Annotated in this window: 11 protein-coding genes; 4 read left to right on the top strand and 7 right to left on the bottom strand. The window is 71.1% G+C overall.

Annotated elements, in window-relative coordinates; genetic code table 11:
* Nucleotides 1-19: 19 nt before the first annotated feature.
* Nucleotides 20-736 carry a TetR/AcrR family transcriptional regulator gene (locus BCL76_RS06885; protein WP_109778617.1) on the top strand — a complete coding sequence of 239 codons (717 nt, stop codon included), beginning with the start codon at nt 20-22 and terminating at the stop codon, nt 734-736.
* A 43-nt stretch (nt 737-779) separates the two neighbouring features.
* Nucleotides 780-1316 carry a GNAT family N-acetyltransferase gene (locus BCL76_RS06890; RefSeq protein ID WP_109778887.1) on the top strand — a complete coding sequence of 179 codons (537 nt, stop codon included), beginning with the start codon at nt 780-782 and terminating at the stop codon, nt 1314-1316.
* On the opposite strand, the gene pulA is transcribed toward BCL76_RS06890, so the two are convergent.
* The 7 genes from pulA to BCL76_RS06930 form a co-directional block, all read right to left on the bottom strand.
* Entirely contained in the window at nt 1303-6654 is a 5352-nt protein-coding gene (gene pulA / locus BCL76_RS06895) for a pullulanase-type alpha-1,6-glucosidase (protein WP_258309389.1), read from the bottom strand. The two genes, BCL76_RS06890 and pulA, sit on opposite strands and share 14 nt — an antisense overlap.
* Before the next feature lie 101 nt (nt 6655-6755).
* Complete coding sequence (locus BCL76_RS06900; RefSeq protein WP_109778619.1) at nt 6756-8468, bottom strand: carbohydrate-binding module family 20 domain-containing protein; 1713 nt, start codon at nt 8466-8468, stop codon at nt 6756-6758.
* A 1809-nt stretch (nt 8469-10277) separates the two neighbouring features.
* Nucleotides 10278-11288, bottom strand: coding sequence for a LacI family DNA-binding transcriptional regulator (locus BCL76_RS06910; protein ID WP_258309390.1), 1011 nt, complete (start codon nt 11286-11288; stop codon nt 10278-10280).
* Nucleotides 11276-12865: a glycoside hydrolase family 13 protein gene (locus tag BCL76_RS06915; RefSeq protein WP_109778621.1), complete on the bottom strand. Its 1590-nt coding sequence runs from the start codon at nt 12863-12865 to the stop codon at nt 11276-11278. The genes BCL76_RS06910 and BCL76_RS06915 overlap by 13 nt, the downstream gene beginning before the upstream one ends.
* A 51-nt stretch (nt 12866-12916) precedes the next feature.
* Nucleotides 12917-13768 carry a sugar ABC transporter permease gene (locus tag BCL76_RS06920; RefSeq protein WP_109778622.1) on the bottom strand — a complete coding sequence of 284 codons (852 nt, stop codon included), beginning with the start codon at nt 13766-13768 and terminating at the stop codon, nt 12917-12919.
* Between the two features lie 2 nt (nt 13769-13770).
* Nucleotides 13771-14832 carry a carbohydrate ABC transporter permease gene (locus BCL76_RS06925; RefSeq protein ID WP_109778623.1) on the bottom strand — a complete coding sequence of 354 codons (1062 nt, stop codon included), beginning with the start codon at nt 14830-14832 and terminating at the stop codon, nt 13771-13773.
* A 7-nt stretch (nt 14833-14839) separates the two neighbouring features.
* A complete protein-coding gene (locus BCL76_RS06930; RefSeq protein WP_109778624.1) occupies nt 14840-16114 on the bottom strand; it encodes an extracellular solute-binding protein in 1275 nt (424 codons plus the stop codon).
* 222 nt (nt 16115-16336) lie between these two features.
* Here BCL76_RS06930 and BCL76_RS06935 point away from each other — a divergent pair, with 222 nt between their 5' ends.
* Both BCL76_RS06935 and BCL76_RS06940 read left to right on the top strand, forming a co-directional pair.
* A complete protein-coding gene (locus BCL76_RS06935; RefSeq protein WP_109778625.1) occupies nt 16337-18010 on the top strand; it encodes a glycoside hydrolase family 13 protein in 1674 nt (557 codons plus the stop codon).
* 26 nt (nt 18011-18036) lie between these two features.
* On the top strand, nt 18037-19068 hold the full coding sequence (locus BCL76_RS06940) for a LacI family DNA-binding transcriptional regulator (RefSeq protein ID WP_109778888.1): 1032 nt from the start codon (nt 18037-18039) through the stop codon (nt 19066-19068).
* Nucleotides 19069-19088 lie beyond the last annotated feature (20 nt).

Below are 19088 nucleotides of genomic sequence, written 5' to 3' on the forward strand. Positions count from 1 at the left end.
TCCCCAGTAGGGTGTCCGCATGACAACCGGGGTGCGACGCAGGATGGGTGTCGAGGAGCGGCGGCAGCAGCTGATCGGGGTTGCCCTGGAGCTGTTCAGCAACCGCTCGCCCGACGATGTGTCGATCGACGAGATCGCGGCGGCCGCCGGGATATCCCGGCCGCTCGTCTACCACTACTTTCCGGGCAAGCTGAGCCTGTACGAGGCCGCGTTGCGGCGGGCTGCGGACGAGCTGGCGCTGCGGTTCGTGGAGCCCCGGGAGGGGCCGCTCGGGGGGCGTCTGCTGCGGGTGATGGGGCGTTTCTTCGATTTCGTCGACGACCACGGGCCGGGCTTCTCGGCGCTGATGCGCGGCGGTCCGGCCGTCGGCAGCAGCCGCACGAACGCGATGATCGACGAGGTCCGGCAGGCGGCGTACGAGCAGATCCTCACGCACCTGGGCATGAGGCCGGAGCGGACGCCGGCGCGCATGGAGCTCGTGGTGCGGTCCTGGGTGTCGCTCGCCGAGTCCACCGCGCTGATCTGGCTGGACGGGCGCCGGATCCCGCGGAGCGAGCTGGAGTTGCAGCTGGTGCACGACTTCGCCGCGCTGGCCGCCGTGAGCGCCGCGTACGACGCGGAGATGGCGGGGATCCTCATGCGGATCCTGGCCGACGAACCCTCCGACGGGCCTTTCGGGGAACTGGTCGGGCGGCTCGCCGCCCTGGTGCCGGCCGAGGTACCGGATCCGCGGTGAATCCGGGGTGTGGCGGGCGCCCATGATCATCGATAATGCCCGCGTGATCATTGACGACGAGATCCTGTTCCGGCCGGCCCAGGAGAAGGACGCCGGCACTCTGGTGCAGCTGTACGACCAGGCTGCCCGGTGGATGCGCAAGCACGGGATCGATCAGTGGAAGCCCGGCGACAAGGACGCCGCGCACTTCCGGTCGAAGATGCGCGAGGGCGAGGTGTGGCTCGCCGGCGACGCCGACGGGCGCGTGTGCGGGGCCTACGAGTTGTGGTGGTCCGACGAGGAGGCCTGGGGAGTCCAGCCGCCCGTGGCGGGCTACGTGCACCGGCTGATGGTGGCGCGCGAGGTGGCCCCCGCGGGGGCCGGGCGGCGGCTGCTCGAACATGCCGAGCGCCGGATCGCCCGGACCGGTCGGGAACGGGCGCGGCTGGACTGCGTCTCCACCAACCCCCGGCTGCTCACGTACTACCGGGGTGCGGGCTACCGGGTGGTCGGGGAGCTCCCCAACAAGGAGGGGAAGGACGGCAGGACCTACGGGGTGATCCTGCTGGAGAAGCGGCTGGACCGACTCAGCGCCGTGTGAAGACCGAGACGGTGCGGGCGGGGACGGTGAACTCTCCTGTCTTCGCGTCGTACGTGGATTGCTTGGCGGTGGCGTCGGAGCCCGCGGCCTGGACCGGGTGGAGCCGGTAGGCGGTGCCCGCGAGGGCCGGGACGCGCTGTGCCTGTGCGGTGGGGGCCGCGTTGAACACGACCACCAGGTCGCCCAGGGTCATCGTGATCACGCCGGGGGTCTCGTCCTTGCCCGAGAGGGGGAAGGACAGTCGGGACTGGACGGCCTCGGTCGTGGTGAGGGCGAAGTCCGGTTCGGTGGTGCGGATCTTCAGCAGGTCACGGTAGGCGGCCGAGGTGGCGTCGATCTCGGTGCAGCCGGGCGCCGGTCCTGTGAGCAGCGGCTTCGCGTAGAGCCACTTCGAGGCGTTGTCGGCGGCCGGGGGCAGGCCGCGGCCGAAACCGTTGCCGTCGCGGCAGTCCCAGTGGATGGCGTTGAACCAGTCGCCGCTGTCGTAGGAGTTGCGGTCCAGGGACTTGGAGCGCAGCAGGTCGGTGCCCGCCTGGGAGAGGGCCGGGCCCTGCGAGAGGGTGGCCGTGGCCATGGCCAGGACCTGCATGCGGGCCTGGTCGCGGGGGGCGGTGCCGGGCGCCAGCTTGTAGGTCAGGGCGTCGGCGAGGGATTCGTTGTCGTGGGCGTCGGCGTAGGCGAGGGCGTCGCCGGGGGCGGCCGCGTAGCCGGCCGGGGCGCCGTTGTAGTCCAGCTCGGCGCCCTTGATGCGGCGGCCGGTGGTGTCGGTGAAGGCGTACGAGGCGAGGTTGCCGGAGAGCCCGACCTTGATCAGGTCCTGGGCGTGCAGGAGGCGGGCCTTCTGCTCCTCGGGGGTGCCGTTCGCGGGTGAGGCGTTCGGGGCGGTGAACAGGCCGGACGCGAAGCCCTGGACGCGCGGGTCCTCGTCGAAGGGGCCGCCGCCGCGGACGGCGTCACGGGCCCGGTCGGAGAAGGTGGCGATGCCGGTGCCGGCCATGTTCTTCTGCGTGGCCTGGACGAAGCGGGCGTCGTCGGCGATCTCGCCGAAGTTCCAGCCCTCCCCGTAGAGCACGATCTTCTTGCCGTCGACCCCGTCCTTGGCGACGGTCAGGGCGTCGAGGGCCGCGCGGACGGCCAGGATGTTGGCCTTCGGGTGGTGGCCCATCAGGTCGAAGCGGAAGCCGTCGACCTTGTACTCCTTCGCCCAGGTGACGATCGAGTCGACGACCAGGCGCCCCATCATGGCGTTCTCGGGGGCGGTGTTGGCGCAGCAGGTGGAGGTGGCGACGCTGCCGTCGGCCAGCAGGCGCTGGTAGTAGCCGGGGACGATGCGGTCCAGGACCGACTTGTCGGCCTGGCCGGCGGCGACGGTGTGGTTGTAGACGACGTCCATCACGGTGCGCAGCCCGGACCCGTTGAGGGACTGGACCATCCTGCGGAACTCGACGGTACGGGCCGTGCCGTTCGGGTCGCTGGCGTAGCTGCCCTCGGGGACGGTGTAGTGCAGCGGGTCGTAGCCCCAGTTGTACGCGTCCTTCGCGGCCGCGGCGGCGACGCAGGCCTGCTGTTCCTGCGAGTCCGGCGCGTACACCGTGAGGTCGCAGGCGGGCTCGGTGCGGTCGGCGGCCTTCTCCGGGATGGTGCCGATGTCCAAGGCCGGCAGCAGGTGGACGTACGAGGTGCCGGCGGCGGCCAGGTCGCGCAGGTGCTTCATGCCCGCCGAGGCGGTGTCGGTGAAGGCCAGGTACTGGCCGGGGTGGGTGGTAATGCGGTCCGCGACGGAGAAGTCGCGGACGTGCAGCTCCTGGATCTGCGCGGAGGTGAAGGGGACGGCCGCGGGCTTGCGCAGGGTCTTCCAGCCGGGCGGGGCGAGCCCCGGGTCCGCCAGGTCGACGACGAGGCTGTGGACGGAGTCCGCGGTGAGGGCGGTGGAGTAGGGGTCGGTGACGAGGTTGCGGACCACCTGGCGGGTGCTGGGGGCCCAGACGGTGACGTCGAAGCGGTAGGGCTTGCCGGTCCAGGAGCGTTCGCCGCGCACCGACCAGACGCCGGTGGCGTCGTCGCGGCGCATGGCGACGGTGCGGCCGCCCAGTTCGAGGGAGACCCGCTGGGCGGTGGGGGCCCAGACGGAGAGGGTGGGGCGGCCGTCCTTGAAGACGGGGCCGAGGGCGGCGGTGGTCGTGTACAGGTCGTCGAGGACGCCGGCGAGCTGCACGCCGGTGGCGGCGAGGACGGCGCCGTTCGCCGCGCGGGCGCTCGCGACGAGCTGGCCGCGCAGGGCCTCGCGGACCCGGTCGCGGTCGCGCGGGTCGACGGTGTACGCCCCGTACGAGGCGAGGTGCGGGAACTTCTGCTTCTGGGCGGCGGTCAGCTCGGTCCTGGCTCCCAGCCGCAGCCACTGGGCACGGCCGGTCAGGGTGCCGTTCTCGGCCTTGACGGCGCCTTCGCGGGAGGCGAGGAGCTGCACGGAGGCGGCGGTGGCGGGGGCGTTCCAGGCGAGGGTGTCACGGTCGATCCAGACGGCCTGGGATTTGGTGAGGTCCAGGGCGGCGGCGGATCCGGCGGGCTGCGGCAGGAGGTACTTCTCCTGGCCGCCCAGCATCCACACCTCGTGGCCGGTGGCCTTCAGGTCCAGGGACTGGTCGGTGGGGAGGTCCTTCTCGTCGCCCTTGTGGAGGATGTAGCTGAGGCTGGTGGCGCCGGCCGCGAGCGGGACCTCGTAGACCGCGCCGTAGGAGTCGGTGCGGGTGGGGAGGATCGGCTTGGACCAGTCGGTGGGGTTCGCGGCTCCGGTCCAGACGTGCAGGCCCCAGCCGTCGTAGGCGCCGTCGGGGCGCTGGTGGTGCAGGACGGCCTTGTTCTGGTCCTGCGGCGGGTAGGCGGGGCGGTCGGTGCGGGCGGGCTCCTTGCCCTGCTCCAGCCAGATCTCGCCGGTCTTCGTCACGTCGATGGTGCGGTCGGCGGCGACGTCCTTGTTGCCGTCCTTGTCGATGACGAGGTAGCCGACGGAGGAGGCGCCGGGCTTGAGCTTGACGTACGCGAAGGCGCCGTAGGCGTCGCGGCCGGTGAAGTCATGGCCGGCGGGCCAGGGAGTGGCCTCGCCCTCCGCGATGTCGCCCCAGGCGTACAGCCGCCAGTTCGTGTAGTCGCCGTCGGGGCGGGTGTAGTGGACGACCGCGTGGTCCCGCTGGGTGGCGGTGGGGATCTCGGCGGGCGGGGCCTGGCCGGCGGCGGAGGTGGCGAGGGCGCTCGCGGTGCGGCCGGCGGAGTCGACGACGACGGCCTTGTAGCGCAGGGCGGTGCCGGCCGGGGTCGTGGCGTCGAGGTGCTGGGTGACCTTGTAGGGGGCGTGGTCGGCGGTGCCGAGGACCTGCCACGTGGCGGTGCCGGTCTGGGCGGCGAAGACGACCCGGTTCAGGCCACCCCCGCTGACGTCGGCGGAGAGCTCGACGGTGCCGGTGGCGCCGGGGGCCGGGGCCTTGAGGGTCAGGGTGGGCTTGACGGCCGGCTTGGCGGCGGGGGTCACGGCCTGGAGGACGACGGAGCCGAGGGCCGGGACCGGGACGGTGAGCTTGCCGGCGGCCGAGGCGCGGATCAGCGCGGTGCCGCCGTACAGGGTGCGGTACTGGGCGCCGGCCGGGGCGTCGATCTCGACGGTGCGGGAGTCGGCGGCGTTGTTGGCGGCGACCAGGTACTCGGTGCGGGTCTTGGTGTCGGTGCGGGCGAAGGCGTAGACGGAGCCGTCGGAGAAACGTTCGCTCTGGACGCCGTCCCGCAGGGCCGGGTGCGCCTTCGTCAGCTTCGAGAGAGCACTGATCTGCTGGTAGAGCGGGTGTCCCGGATCGTAGGCGTCGCTCGCGTGCGTGCGCGCCGTTCCGAGCTGGTCGTCGTCCAGGTAGTCGGCGACCTGCGTGGCGAACAGCGGCTGCCGGGCGTCCTTGTCGCCGCCCGCGCCGGTGAAGCCCTGCTCGTCACCGGAGTAGATCACCGGGTTGCCCCGGGAGAGGAACATCAGCTCGTTGGCCAGCCGGTAGCGCTCCAGCAGCTCCTGCTCCCCGGCCCCCGGCCGGTCCTGCTTCAGGAAGGTGGCGAAGCGGCCCATGTCGTGGTTGCCGAGAAAGGTCACCTGCTCATAGGCGTTGGCCTTGCCGGAGGTGTACCGGTAGTCGTCGCCGAGGACGGAGGCCAGCCGGCCGGCGGGCGCGCCCTGGGAGGCGTAGGCGCGGATCGCGTCCTGGAGCGGGAAGTCGAGGGTGGCGTCGAGCTTCCCGCGCGTCACGTACGGGGAGGTGACGGCGGTGTCGGCGGAGTAGACCTCACCGAACATGAAGAAGTCGTCACGGCCGCGCTTCGCGGCGTAGGCGTCGAGGGCGGTCGCCCACTGCGTCCAGAACTCGGTGTTGACGTGCTTGACCGTGTCGATCCGGAAGCCGTCGATGCGGAAGTCCCGCACCCACTTCTCGTAGATCTTCTCCATCCCGTCGACGACCTCGGGACGCTCGGTCCACAGGTCGTCGAGACCGACGAAGTCGCCGTGGTCGGAGGACTCTCCCGCGAAGGTCGAGTCACCCCGGTCGTGGTACATCGTCGGGTCGTTGAGCCAGGCCGGCACCTTGAGGTTCTTCTTCGCGTCCGGCACGAAGGGGGTCCGCGGGAAGGACTCCCCGTCCACCTTCGGGAACTTCGCCTTCCCGTCGGCATAGTCTGCGTCGTCGAACGGCACGCCGTCCTTGGTGAGATAGGGGAACGCCCCCTTCGAGAGGTACGAGTACGACGCCTCCCGGTAGTCCACGACATCGGCGGTGTGGTTGGTGATGACGTCGAAGAAGACCTTCATCCCCTTCCCGTGCGCCTTGTCGATCAGCCGCTCCAGGTCGGCGTTCGTCCCGAAGTGCGGGTCGACCTGGGTGAAGTCGGTGATCCAGTAGCCGTGGTAGCCGGCCGAGGCGTCCGCCCCCTTGCCCTGCACCGGCTGGTTCTTGAAGATCGGCGCCAGCCAGATGGCCGTGGTGCCGAGCCCCTTGATGTAGTCGAGGCGGTCGGTGAGCCCCTTGAGGTCACCGCCCTGGTAGAAGCCCTTGTCCGTGGGGTCCAGGCCGGTCTCCAGGCGCGAACCGGTCAGGCCGCCCCGGTCGTTGCGCGGGTCGCCGTTCGCGAACCGGTCCGGGAGCACGAAGTAGAACTGCTCCCGGGTCAGGTCGTGCCGGGCCGGTTCGGCGGCCAGTTTCGCGTCCGAGGGTGGGGCGGGTGGCCCGGCCGGTGCGGCCGCGGCGGACAGGGCGGGCAGGAAGGTCACGGCCAGGGCGGCGGCGAGCACTCCTGCGGCAGGGCGTATCAAGGCAGGTCTCCTTGTGTACGGGTCGCATGGATGAGGGCCGCCCGGCGTGGCAGGGAGGATGGTGCCGGACGGCCCTGGTCGGTGGAGCGGCGGTGGCGGCGTCAGCTGCGCCAGGTGTCGGTCAGGGTGACCTTGCCGCTCGCGGGGACGGTGGCGGTGCGGTTGGCTCCGCTCTCCCAGGTGACGTTTCCGGCGGCGTCCTTGCGGAGGTACTTGTACGAGAACGCGGTCCCGGCCGGGAGCGTCACGTCGAGCTTCCAGACGGGGTACGCGGCCGGGTCGAGCTTCAGCGCGCCGCCGGTGTTCCAGCCGCCGAGCTCGCCGCGGTCACCGGTGACGTAGATGTTCTGTCCGGGCACGGTGGTCGCCTCGACGCCGAAGGAGGCTCCCGCCGGGCCCGCCGGGGTACCGGAGCAGGTACGGGCCCCGACGTGCAGGGCCAGTGCCGTCCCGGCGGCGAGCGTGGCGGTGAACTGCCCGCCGGAGCCGACGGTGACGGTCCGCCCGCTCTGCACGTCGCAGTAGTCGCCGCCCGGCAGCGAGGTCTGGAAGGTCCGGGTCAGGGCGGAACCCTCGTGGTTGATCGCCACGTACGCCTTGGTGCCGCGCCCGAAGGCGATCCGGTCGCCGCCGTCGTCCCACCAGTTCGTGACGCCTTGGCCGCGGGCCGCGTTGCGGAAGCCGACCATGGAGGAGATCTCCCGCCAGGCGTGCTGGCACGTCCAGCCGTCGGAGTAACAGGCGTTCACCGTGCCCCCGTTGGGCGGTCCGGCGTCCTTGTCGCTCCACTCGTAGCCGGAGTGCACGTCCGGGGACCCGTAGGGCCAGGCCAGCGCGAACACACTGGCCAGCGTGTAGGCGGATCCGTCCTTGTAGGTGAGGGTGTCGCCGTTGCGCTCGGTGTCGTGGTTGTCGACGAAGACCCCGGCCTGCCCGCTGGGCATGTACCCCCAGGCTTCGCCGAAGTTCTTGAGGTAGGCCAGGTTCTCGCTCTGGAAGATCCGCTTGAGATCCCGGGCGTACCGGAATTCCTGCACGTCCCCGTTCCCCAGGTATTCGCTCGGCGAGACGGCTTCCCCGGCCCCGTATATCGCCTCCTGCTTCCAGTACACGCCGGGCTTGGTGAGCCGGGACTTGATGTTGGCGAGGTCGGCGGCGGGCATGTGCTTGGCGGCGTCGATCCGCAGGCCGTCCACGCCGAGCGAGAGCAGGTCGTTCAGGTACCCGGCGATGCGCCCGCGCACGTAGTCCTCGCCGGTGTCCAGGTCGGCGAGCTGCACGAGCTCGCAGTTCTGGACGTTGCCCCGGTCCTGGTAGTTCGAGATCGAGGCCCGGCAGTCGTCCATGTCGGCGCCCGAATAGAGCCCCGGGTAGCTGTACTTCGTGTACGAAGATCCCCCGGTGCCGGTGAAGGTGGCACCGGCGTCCGCCGGACCGGCCATGTGGTTGATGACGGAGTCCACGACGACCTTCACCCCGGCGGCATGACAGGTGTCGATCATGGCCTTGAAGGCGGTCCGGTCGCCGAGCCGTCCGGCGATCTTGTAACTAACGGGCTGGTACGAGGTCCACCACTGCCCGCCCTGCACGTGCTCCTGCGGCGGCGACACCTGCACGTACCCGTACCCGGCGGGCCCGAGCGAATCGGTACAGGCCTTGGCGACGGAGTCGAAGCGCCACTCGAAGAGGACGGCGGTGACGTCCTTCTCACCGGGCGGCACGGCGGCGGCCGGCGGCCCGACGGCGGTGAGGGTGGCGGCGGCGAGTGCGGGGGCGACGAAAAGAGTTGCAGCTCTGACAGCTCTGGCAGGCATGCGGGGGGCCTCCTGGCGGACGGTGTGGGGATTGGAGCGACCGTAGGGGCCAGGTAAGAGCGCTGCAAGACTTTGCGCAAGAGATTGCAGAATTGTTTCCGAGGCGTGTCCTGCTGGACAGCTGCTTCGCGTACTCCCCACCCAGCCGGGCGAGTTCACCCCCTCGGCGGGGCAATCCGCCCCTCGCCCGCACGTCACGAACCGCGGCGACCGGCCGCGCCGGGACCCCGGGCGGGGGGTGGGGTGTGGGGTGTGGGGTGCCGGGGGTGGGGTGCCGGGCGCCCGGGGTCGGGAGGCGCGGGGGTGGCTCCGGGGCGCGGGAGCCTGTCGGGCGGCATCAGGGAGGGGTATGGGGGTTTCCCGTCAGTCCCATCGTCCCTCCGGGTCGGGCCGGTCCCTCAAGGGCGCTCCTTCGTCGCGTCGCTACGCGATGTCGCTGCGCTCCACCCTTGACCGACCGTCCCGCCCCGGAGAAACGAAAGACTGCCGAGAAGCCCCCAAAAGAACGAGCCGGTCGAAGGTCTCAGGGGCGGGGACATCGGAGATGCCCGACCCCGGTCCCGGTGGGGCGATCCGGAGACGGGGCCCATGGGACGGGCGTGCCGGGGGCGTCGGGGCGCACCCGATCGCTACACACTCCCCGTCTCTCGGCGTCCGGCGACCGTCCCGGGCTGGACATAAGCCGCCCACCACTCGCTTCCCTTTCCCCGTCACGCGGCCGACGCCCGTCCCGGGCTGGGCATAAGCCGCCCACCGCTCGCTTGCCCTCCCCCCGTCACGCGGCCGACGCCCGTCCTGGGCTGGGCATAGGCCGCCCACCGCCCGATTGCCCTTCCCCCGTCACGCGCCCGACGGCCGTCGGGGGCGGGCGCAGGCCGCCTCGGATCGCTAGGTGCTTCTCCGTGACTGCGACAGCCGGTCGTCAGGGGTTGATGAGAGCTGACGAGAGGGGCGGACGGTCGACGGCTCGGACAATCCGTGGTGGAGCCGGGTCAGGACGAACACGACACCACCAACCCAGCCCCAAAGCCGGGCAATAGGTGCAAAGTTTCGCCCTTCCGGGCCCGCCCGCACACGCTGACCCGCATCCACCACGGAACAGCCGCGCTTCCACCCACTTCCGCCACCAACAGCCTCCAGCCGCCCCACCAGGGAAGCCCCCATGGGTCGTGGCCGGCTTGCGCCCGGCCACGGACGGTTGTGGGGCGCAGGTCGAGAGTCGGTCCCGGTCTCGTGGGCGGCTTGCGCCCGGCCACGGACGGTCGTCGGGCGCAGGACGAGAGTCGGTCCCGGTCTCGTGGGCGGCTTGTGCCCGGCCCCGGGCGACCTTCAGCCGCCTCGCCTGGGAAGCGACTACGGACCGTGGGCGGCTTATGTCCAGCCCAGGACGGTCGTCGGACGCCGAGAGACGAGAAACACGTATCGATCTGACGCGCTCCCCCGACCTGGGGCCGGGTCCGGACGGAGCCGTCTCGGGATCGTCCCTCACACCCGACCCGGTCCGGGCTTCTGTGATCGCCCCGCCCCTGAGACCTTGGACCGGCTCGTTCTTTTGGGGGCTTCTCGGCAGTCTTTCGTTTCTCCGGGGCGGGACGGTCGGTCAAGGGTGGAGCGCAGCGACATCGCGTAGCGACGCGACGAAGGAGCGCCCTTGAGGGACCGGCCCGACACGGAGGGACGATGGGACTGACGGGAAACCCCCATACCCTCCCTGATGCCGGTCCAGTGGATCCCGCACCCCGGAGCCCCCGCCCCACCCCTACCCCCGGCGGCGCCGCACCGCGCCGCGCCGCGCCGCCGGGGGAGGTCTTATGGCACCTGCGCCGTCGAGCCCCGCACCACCAGTTCCGGTTGGAAGACGTACTCCGTGCGCTGGACCGGGGTGCCCGACACCGCCTCCAGGAGCGCGCCCACCGCCGCCGTCGCCATCGCGCGTACCGGCTGGCGGACCGTCGTCAGCGGCGGGTCCGTGAACGCGATCAGCGGGGAGTCGTCGAAGCCGACCACCGACACGTCCTGCGGCACCCGCAGGCCCCGCTCGCGCGCCGCCCGGATGACGCCGAGCGCCATCGGGTCGCTGCCGCACACGATGCCCGTGCAGCCGCGGTCCAACAGGGCCATACCCGCCGCGTGTCCGCCCTCCACCGTGAAGAGCGTGCGCTGGATCAGGCCGTCCGCCTCCGCCTCCGGCAGCGCCGCGAGGAACCCCTGCTCCTTGCGGGCCGACGGCACGTACCGCGTCGGCCCGATCGCGAGCCCGATCCTGCGGTGCCCGAGGTCCTGCAGGTGTCGTACGGCGATGTCCGCCGCCGCCCGGTCGTCCGGGGAGATGAACGGGGCGTTCACCTGCTCGTTGAAGCCGTTGATCAGCACGAACGGCACCCCGCGCGCCGCCAGTCGCTGGTAGCGCGCGGGGTCCGCGTGGGCGTCGGCGTGCAGGCCCGACAGGAAGACGATCCCGGTGACCCCGCGCTCCTCCAGCTGTTCCACCAGTTCGTCCTCGGTGGCCCCGCCCGGGGTCTGCGTGCACAGCACCGGCGTGTAGCCGTGCCCGGCCAGCGCCTGCTCTATGACCTGCGCGAACGCCGGGAAGATCGGGTTGGTGAGCTCCGGGATCAGCAGCCCGACCAGCCCGTTGCTGCGCCGCTTCAGCCGTACGGGCCGCTCGTAGCCCAGCAGGTCGAGCGCGGCCAGCACCTTGTGCCGGGTGCCGGCCGCGACGCCCGGTTTTCCGTTGAGCACGCGACTGACGGTCGCCTCGCTGACCGCGGCCTGCGCGGCGATGTCCGTCAGCCTCAGCGGGGAAGTCACCCCTGCCACCACACCGTGGTGTCCGCGGGGAGGACATCGGGATCGGCGAGGTCACCGCTCGCCAGCAGCACCGTGCCCGGCGCGGGCAGCCGTACCGGCTCGTCCGTGGTGTTCACGGTGCAGACGAAGTCTCCGCGCCGGAAGGCCAGTACGCCGGCCGGGGTGGGCAGCCACTCGACGCCGTCGCCCGCGCCCAGCGCCGGGTGGGCGCGCCGCACGCGCAGCGCGGAGCGGTACAGCTCCAGCGTGGACCGGGAGTCGCCGGTCTGCGCCTCCACGCTGAGCCCGGCCCATTCGGCGGGCTGCGGGAGCCAGCTGCCGCCGGTCCCGAAGCCGTACGGGGCCTGGTCGCCGCTCCACGGGATCGGTACGCGGCAGCCGTCGCGGAGCCCGTCCTGGCCGTTCGCCTTGAAGAAGGAGGGGTCCTGGCGCACCTCGTCCGGGAGGTCCACGACCTCCGGGAGGCCGAGCTCCTCGCCCTGGTAGACGTACGCCGACCCGGGCAGGGCCAGCATCAGCAGGGCGGCGGCGCGGGCCTTGTCCAGGGTGCCGAAGCGGGTGCGGTGGCGGACCACGTCGTGGTTGGACAGCACCCAGGTGGTGGGGGCGCCGACGGGCCGCATCGAGTCGAGGGACTCGTCGATGGTGGCGCGCAGGGCCTCGGCGTCCCAGCCGGTGTTCAGGTAGTGGAAGTTGAAGGCCTGGTGCAGCTCGTCGGGGCGCAGGTACATGGCGGTGCGGTCGGCGCTGGGGGTCCAGGCCTCGGCGACGCCGATGCGGTCGCCCGCGTACTCGTCGAGGACCAGGCGCCAGGAGCGGTAGATCTCGTGGACGCCGTCCTGGTCGAAGAAGGGCAGGACCTGGTTGCCGAGCAGCTTGAGCTGCTCGTCGCGGCCGAGGTCGGGCAGGCCGGGGGCCTTGACCAGGCCGTGCGCGACGTCGATGCGGAAGCCGTCGGCGCCGAGGTCGAGCCAGAAGCGCAGGATGGAGCGGAACTCGTCCTGTACGGCGGGGTGCTCCCAGTTGAAGTCGGGCTGCTCGGGGGCGAAGAGGTGCAGGTACCACTCGCCGTCGGCGACGCGGGTCCAGGCCGGGCCGCCGAAGATCGACTCCCAGTCGTTGGGCGGCAGCTCCCCGGATTCCCCCTGTCCCGGGCGGAAGTGGAAGCGCTCGCGCAGCGGGGTGCCGGGTCCTTCGCGCAGCGCCTGCTTGAACCATTCGTGCTGGTCGGAGCAGTGGTTCGGGACGAGGTCCACGATGATGCGCAGGCCCAGTTCGTGGGCTTCGCGGATCACTGCGTCGGCGTCGTGCAGGGTGCCGAACATGGGGTCGATGGCCCGGTAGTCGGCGACGTCGTAGCCGGCGTCGGCCTGCGGGGAGGCGTAGAAGGGGCTGAGCCAGACGGCGTCGACGCCCAGCTCCTTCAGGTAGGGCAGGCGGCTGCGGATGCCTTCGAGGTCCCCCATGCCGTCCCCGTTGGAGTCGGCGAAGCTGCGCGGATAGACCTGGTAGATCACCGCTTCTCTCCACCAGCCGGGCTGGGTGCCGGTGGAGGTGGGGAGCGCGTCGGCGAGGTGCTGGGTCATGGTGTCCTTGAAGAGATCGGGCCGGGGGTGAGAGGGGGCAGGCTCGGGTGGTCAGCCCTTGGTTGCGCCTGCCGTCATCCCGGCGACGAGGTGACGCTGGGCGAAGACGAAGAAGATCGCGGCGGGGATCGCGATGAGGACCGAAGCGGCGCTCATGGCTCCCCAGTTGGAGGTGTACTGCGTGACGAAGGTCTGCAGTCCGCCGGCCAGGGTGAGGTTCTCCTCGCCGACCATGAAGGCGGAGGCGTACGCGACCTCGCCCCAGGCGGTGATGAAGGCGTAGAAGCCGGTGACGGCGAGGCCGGGCTTGGCGAGCGGCAGGATGAGGCGCCAGAAGGTGCCGAAGGGGTTGAGCCCGTCGACGCGGCCGGATTCGTCGATCTCCACCGGGATGGTGTCGAAGAAGCCCTTCATCATCCAGGCGCAGAACGGCACGGCGATGGTGAGGTACGTGATGATCAGACCGAGCGGCTGGTTGAGCAGGCCGAGGTCGCCCATCAGGTTGTAGAGCGGCACGATGAGGATCGCCATGGGGAACATCTGCGTGATGAGCAGGGTCCACATGAGCGGCTTCATGCCGGGGAACTTGAAGCGGCTGACCGCGTATCCGGTGGTGGCGGCGATGAAGACACCGAGGACGGTGGTGACGCCGGCGACCAGGACGGAGTTGGCGAACCAGCTGAGGAAGTGGCTCTGCTCCAGCAGGTACGTGTAGTTGCTGAGCGTCGGTTCCTTGACGAAGTCGGTGGTGACCGCGTGCTTGGCCGGCTTGAGCGAGGTCAGCACGATCCACAGCACCGGGAAGACGGCGATCACGGACGCGACGACGAGGGTGCCGTGCAGGCCGGCGGAGGCGAGTGGGGAACGGCTGCCCCGGGGGCGAGCGGTGTTCGCAGTGGACATGGTCACCACACCTCTCCCTGCTTGCGCAGCGAGCGCCGGTAGACCAGCGCGAAGATCATGAGCAGGGCGAGGATCAGGACGCCCCACGTGGCCGAGCCGGCGAAGTCGCGCGGGCTCGAGACGAACGCCTCGCGGAAGGCCTGGGTCACCAGGATCTCGGTGGAGTCGCCGGGTCCGCCCCGGGTGAGCAGGAAGATCACCGGGAACATGTTGAAGGTCCAGATGGTGGAGAGCAGGATCACCGTCATGCTCACCGCGCGCAGTCCGGGCAGGGTGATGTGCCGGAAGCGCTGCCAGGGGGAGGCGCCGTCCATCTCGGCGGCCTCGTAGAGCTCGCCGGGGATCGACTGCAGGCCGCCGAGCAGGGCGACCATCATGAAGGGGACGCCGAGCCAGACGTTGACGGCGACGACCGAGAACTTGGCCCAGGTCGGGTCGTCGAGCCACGGGATCGCGGCGATGCCGCCACCGTCGAGGATCTTGTTGAGGATGCCGTTGTCGCGGTTGAAGAGGAACCGCCAGGCGAAGACGGAGACGAAGCCGGGGACGGCCCAGGGCAGGATGAGCGCCATCCGGTAGGCGGCGCGGCCCCGGAACTCCCGGTTGAGCATGTTGGCCAGGATCAGACCGAGCGTGAAGGTGATGGACACGCAGGCGACGGTCCACACCACCGTCCACACCAGCCGCTGCAGGAACACCGGGTCGCTGAGCACGTCCACGTAGTTGTCGAGTCCGACGAACTGGTACGTGGCCTCGATGTGCCGGGCGCCGATGGTGCGCGAGACGTTGCGCTCGGTGGCGTCGGTCAGCGACAGGTAGACGCCCCGGACCAGCGGCCAGCCGATGATCACGCCGAGGACGAGCACCACCGGGGCGACCATGGCCCAGGCGTACCAATGCGTGCCGACGGCGCGCCGGAGACCGGACGCGCCTTTCCCACCGCGGTTCTCACCGCGGTTACCGCTGTCGCTGTCAGTCCTGCGGCTCCGGCCGCGGGCGGCGACGTCGTTCTCGACGTCGTCGCCCGCGGCCTTCGCCACCGACTGGCTGGTGTGAGCAGCCATGGTTTCGTTACTTCCAGCCCTTGAGGATCTTGCGGAACTCGACGCCGGCCGCCTTGGCCGCGTCCTCCGGGCTCGACGCCCCGGTGATCGCCTTGGTGTATTCGACCTTCAGCGGCTCGAAGAGGGAGCCGTTCTCCGGGATCCAGGCGCGCTCGACGGCCGTGTCCACGGCCGGCTTGAAGAACTGGACCATCTCGTTGCCCTTGACGTCCGGCTGCTCGTAGGCGGCGGTCCGGGTCGGCAGCAGGCTGAGGTCCTTGGCCGACTGCACCTGGACCTCCTGCGAGGTCATGTACTCGACGAAGGCGTGCGCGGCGGCGGTGTTCTTGGAACCGGCGTAGACCGCGAGGTCGTGGCCGCCCTGCGGGGCACCGGCCTTGGCGGAGCCGGCCGGGACGGCGGCGACGCCGAGGTTGGCCTTGTCCTTGAACTGGTCACCGGCGTAGGTGTCGGCGACGGCCCACGGACCGTTGATCATCATCGCGGCTTCGCCCGACTTGAAGGCGGTCTGCATGTTGACCCAGCCGTCGGTGGCATTGGTGATCGCCGCGCCCGAGGTGACCAGGTCGCGGGCGGTCTTGAAGGCCTTGACGCCGGCCGCGTTGTCGACGGTGACCGTCTTGTTCTTCGCGTCGACCAGGTCGCCGCCCTCGCCGTAGATGAGGGGGAGGAACCAGTAGGAGTCGTCGCCGCGCAGGTAGAGGCCGGCCTTGCCGGTCTTGGCCTTGATGGCGGCGGCGGCGGTCTTCACCTCTTCCAGCGTCTTGGGGGGCTGGACGCCGGCGTCGGCGAGCATCTTCTTGTTGTAGAAGAGGCCGAGGCTGTCGATGACCTGCGGAACGGCGTAGGTCTTGCCGTCGAACTTGCCACTGGCCGCGGCCTGCGGGAGGAACTCGGCGTCGACCTTCTTCGCCGTCTCGGCCGGGACCTCGTCGAGGTAGCCCAGGGAGGCGAAGTCCGCGACCCAGCCGACGTCGGCACGGATGACGTCAGGCGCGTCGGAGCCGCTGCTGAAGGCGTTCTTGACCTTGTTCTGCGCGTCGCCGTACGGGACGTTGACGTACTTGACGGTCACCTTGGGGTGCTTCGCCGTGAACGCTTCGGCGATCTTCTGGAAGCTGGCCTTCTCGGCGTCGTTCGAGGTGTCCCACCACGTGACCGTGCCGGAAAGCTCGCCGCCCGCCTTGGTGCCGTCGGCCGCGTCCTTGTCGTCCCCACCGCAAGCCGTCGCCGCGAGCGCCAGGGTCGCGACCAGCGCGGTGGCCGCTATGCCACGCCGCATATGAACTCCTTCGATGATCCCGGCCGCGCCCTCGCGGTCCCGAGTTGCCAGGAACGTAACAAGACTGAAAGAGGACCGAAAGACCTTGCGCAAACTTTCTGCAAGCGGAGGCGATCGTTACATCCGTGTGTCCGGACGGTTGCCGCAGCTTGCTGTTAGTTCGAGTCACCTTCGACTGCCCGGGCCCGCAACCAGGGGGCATGTACCCGCGTTGACCCCGATATGACCCATGACTCGACGGCCGTCCAGCTTGCAAGATCTTCCAGCAACGCGACCGCGAGCGGTGGCTGGTGGCGCGATGCCGTCATCTATCAGGTCTACGTGCGCTCCTTCGCCGACGGCGACGGCGACGGCATCGGCGACCTCCGCGGGGCCCGCTCCCGCCTCCCCCACCTCGCCCGCCTCGGGGTCGACGCCGTGTGGCTCACCCCCTTCTACGTCTCCCCCCAGGCGGACGGCGGCTACGACGTCGCCGACTACCGGGCCGTCGACCCCCTCTTCGGGGACCTCTCCGACGCCGACGAGCTGGTCCGGGCCGCGCACGCGCTGGGGCTGCGGGTCATCGTGGACGTGGTGCCGAACCACACCTCCGAGCAGCACCCCTGGTTCCGGGCCGCCCTCGCCGGGGAGCCGGGGGCCCGCGAGCGCTACCACTTCCGCCCCGGGCGCGGTGCGCGCGGAGAGCTGCCGCCCAACGACTGGGAGTCGATCTTCGGCGGCCCGGCCTGGACCCGCGTCGCCGACGGCGACTGGTACCTGCACCTCTTCGCCCCCGAGCAGCCGGACCTCGACTGGGACCACCCCGAGGTCGCCGCCGAATTCGCCTCCGTCCTGCGTTTCTGGCTCGACCTCGGCATCGACGGCTTCCGGATCGACGTCGCCCACGGCATGGTCAAGGCCCCCGGCCTGCCGGACATCGGCCGCGGCGCCCAGGCCACCCTCATCGGCACCGAGCCGCTCCCCTTCTTCGACCAGGACGGCGTCCACGAGATCCACCGCTCCTGGCGCCGCCTCCTCGACTCCTACGCGGGCGAGCGCATCGGGGTCGCCGAGGCCTGGGCGCCCACCTCGGAGCGGCTCGCCCTGTACGTGCGCCCCGACGAGCTGCACCAGGCCTTCAACTTCCGGTTCCTGAACTGCCCGTGGGACCCCGCCGCGATGCGCACCGTCATCGACGAGTCCCTGGCCGCCACCACCGCCGTCGGCGCCCCCACCACCTGGGTGCTGTCCAACCACGACGTCGTACGCCATGTGACGCGCTACGGCGGTGGGGCCCGCGGCCTGGCCCGGGCCCGGGCCTCCGCCCTGCTGATGCTGGCCCTGCCCGGGTCGGCGTACGTCTACCAGGGCGAGGAGCTCGGCCTCCCGGAGGTGGTCGACCTCCCGGACGAGGTCCGCCAGGACCCCGCCTTCCTGCGCACCGCCGGACAGGACGGGCTGCGCGACGGGTGTCGGGTACCGCTGCCCTGGTCCGGCACGGAGCCCCCGTACGGCTTCGGGCCGGCCGGCAGCTGGCTCCCGCAACCCGCCGGCTGGGGCGGCCTCAGCGTCGCCGCGCAGACCGGCGATCCGCACTCCACCCTGGAGCTCTACCGCGCCGCCCTCGAACTGCGCCGGGCGATGCCGGGCCTGGGCGCACCGGAGGCGGGCGCGGACCCCGGACCTGCGGCCGAGGCCGCCTCCGAGGAGGCGTACCCCTGCGGGATGCGCTGGCAGTCCGCCCCCGAGGGGGTGCTCCTCTTCACCCGACCCGGGTTCGCCTGCACCCTCAACAGTCGCTCCGAACCGGTCGAGCTTCCCGCGCCCGGTCGGCCCGTACTCTCCAGCGCCCCGGTGGAGACGGACGGCCGAACCGTCCGGCTTCCCCCGGATTCGTGCACGTGGTGGTCATGGTGAACGTCCGACCGGTACAGTCCAATCCCGTGACCGCACGGCTAGCCGACATCGCAGCCCAGGCGGGGGTCAGCGAAGCCACAGTCAGCCGCGTGCTCAACGGCAAGCCCGGCGTGGCCGCAGGCACCCGCGAATCCGTACTGGCCGCCCTCGACGTACTCGGCTACGAGCGGCCCGTGAAGCTGCGCCAGCGCAGTGCGGGGCTCGTCGGTCTGATAACTCCTGAACTGGACAACCCGATCTTCCCGGCGCTCGCCCAGGTCATCGGTCAGGCCCTGACCCGGCAGGGGTACACGCCGGTGCTGGCCACGCAGACACCCGGCGGGTCCACCGAGGACGAGTTGACCGAGATGTTGGTCGACCGCGGGGTCTCCGGGATCATCTTCGTCTCCGGCCTGCACGCCGATACCACGGCCGACATGGGCCGCTACGACCAACTCCGTGGGCAGGGCGTCCCGTACGTCCTCATCAACGGGTTCTCCGAGAAGGTCCAGGCCCCCTTCGTCTCCCCCGACGACCGGGCCGCGATGCAGCTCGCCGTCACCCACCTCACCGCGCTCGGCCACACCCGCATCGGGCTCGCGGTCGGACCGAAGCGTTTCGTGCCGGTCCTGCGCAAGATCGAGGGCTTCCGGCTCGGGATGAAGGAGCGGCTCGGACTCGACGAGGCGGAGATCGAGGAGCTCATCCAGCACTCCCTCTACTCGCTGGAGGGTGGCCAGGCCGCCGCGTCCGCGCTGATCTCGCGGGGCTGCACGGCGGTGGTGTGCGCGAGCGACATGATGGCGCTCGGCGCGATCCGGGCGGCCCGACAGCAGGGGCTGCGGGTGCCGCAGGACGTGTCGGTGGTCGGCTTCGACGACTCCCCGCTCATAGCGTTCACCGACCCGCCGCTCACCACCATCCGCCAGCCCGTGCAGGCGATGGGGCAGGCCGCGGTCCGCACCCTGCTGGAGGAGATCGGCGGTACGCCGGCCCCGCACAGCGAGTTCGTCTTCCTGCCCGAACTGGTGGTGCGCGGCTCCACCGCCTCGGGCCCGGGCCAGCGCCGCCGGGACTAGTACCCTGCCGGCGGCTTCGG

It is taken from the genome of Streptomyces sp. CG 926 (assembly GCF_003148825.1).
Taxonomy (GTDB): Bacteria; Actinomycetota; Actinomycetes; order Streptomycetales; family Streptomycetaceae; genus Streptomyces.

Coding starts and splice junctions, on each gene's coding strand:
- BCL76_RS06930 (WP_109778624.1), bottom strand. CDS start 16,114: ATGCGGCGTGGCATAGCGGCCACCGCGCTGGTCGCGACCCTGGCGCTC.
- BCL76_RS06885 (WP_109778617.1), top strand. CDS start 20: ATGACAACCGGGGTGCGACGCAGGATGGGTGTCGAGGAGCGGCGGCAG.
- BCL76_RS06920 (WP_109778622.1), bottom strand. CDS start 13,768: ATGTCCACTGCGAACACCGCTCGCCCCCGGGGCAGCCGTTCCCCACTC.
- BCL76_RS06935 (WP_109778625.1), top strand. CDS start 16,337: ATGACCCATGACTCGACGGCCGTCCAGCTTGCAAGATCTTCCAGCAAC.
- BCL76_RS06900 (WP_109778619.1), bottom strand. CDS start 8,468: ATGCCTGCCAGAGCTGTCAGAGCTGCAACTCTTTTCGTCGCCCCCGCA.
- BCL76_RS06925 (WP_109778623.1), bottom strand. CDS start 14,832: ATGGCTGCTCACACCAGCCAGTCGGTGGCGAAGGCCGCGGGCGACGAC.
- BCL76_RS06915 (WP_109778621.1), bottom strand. CDS start 12,865: ATGACCCAGCACCTCGCCGACGCGCTCCCCACCTCCACCGGCACCCAG.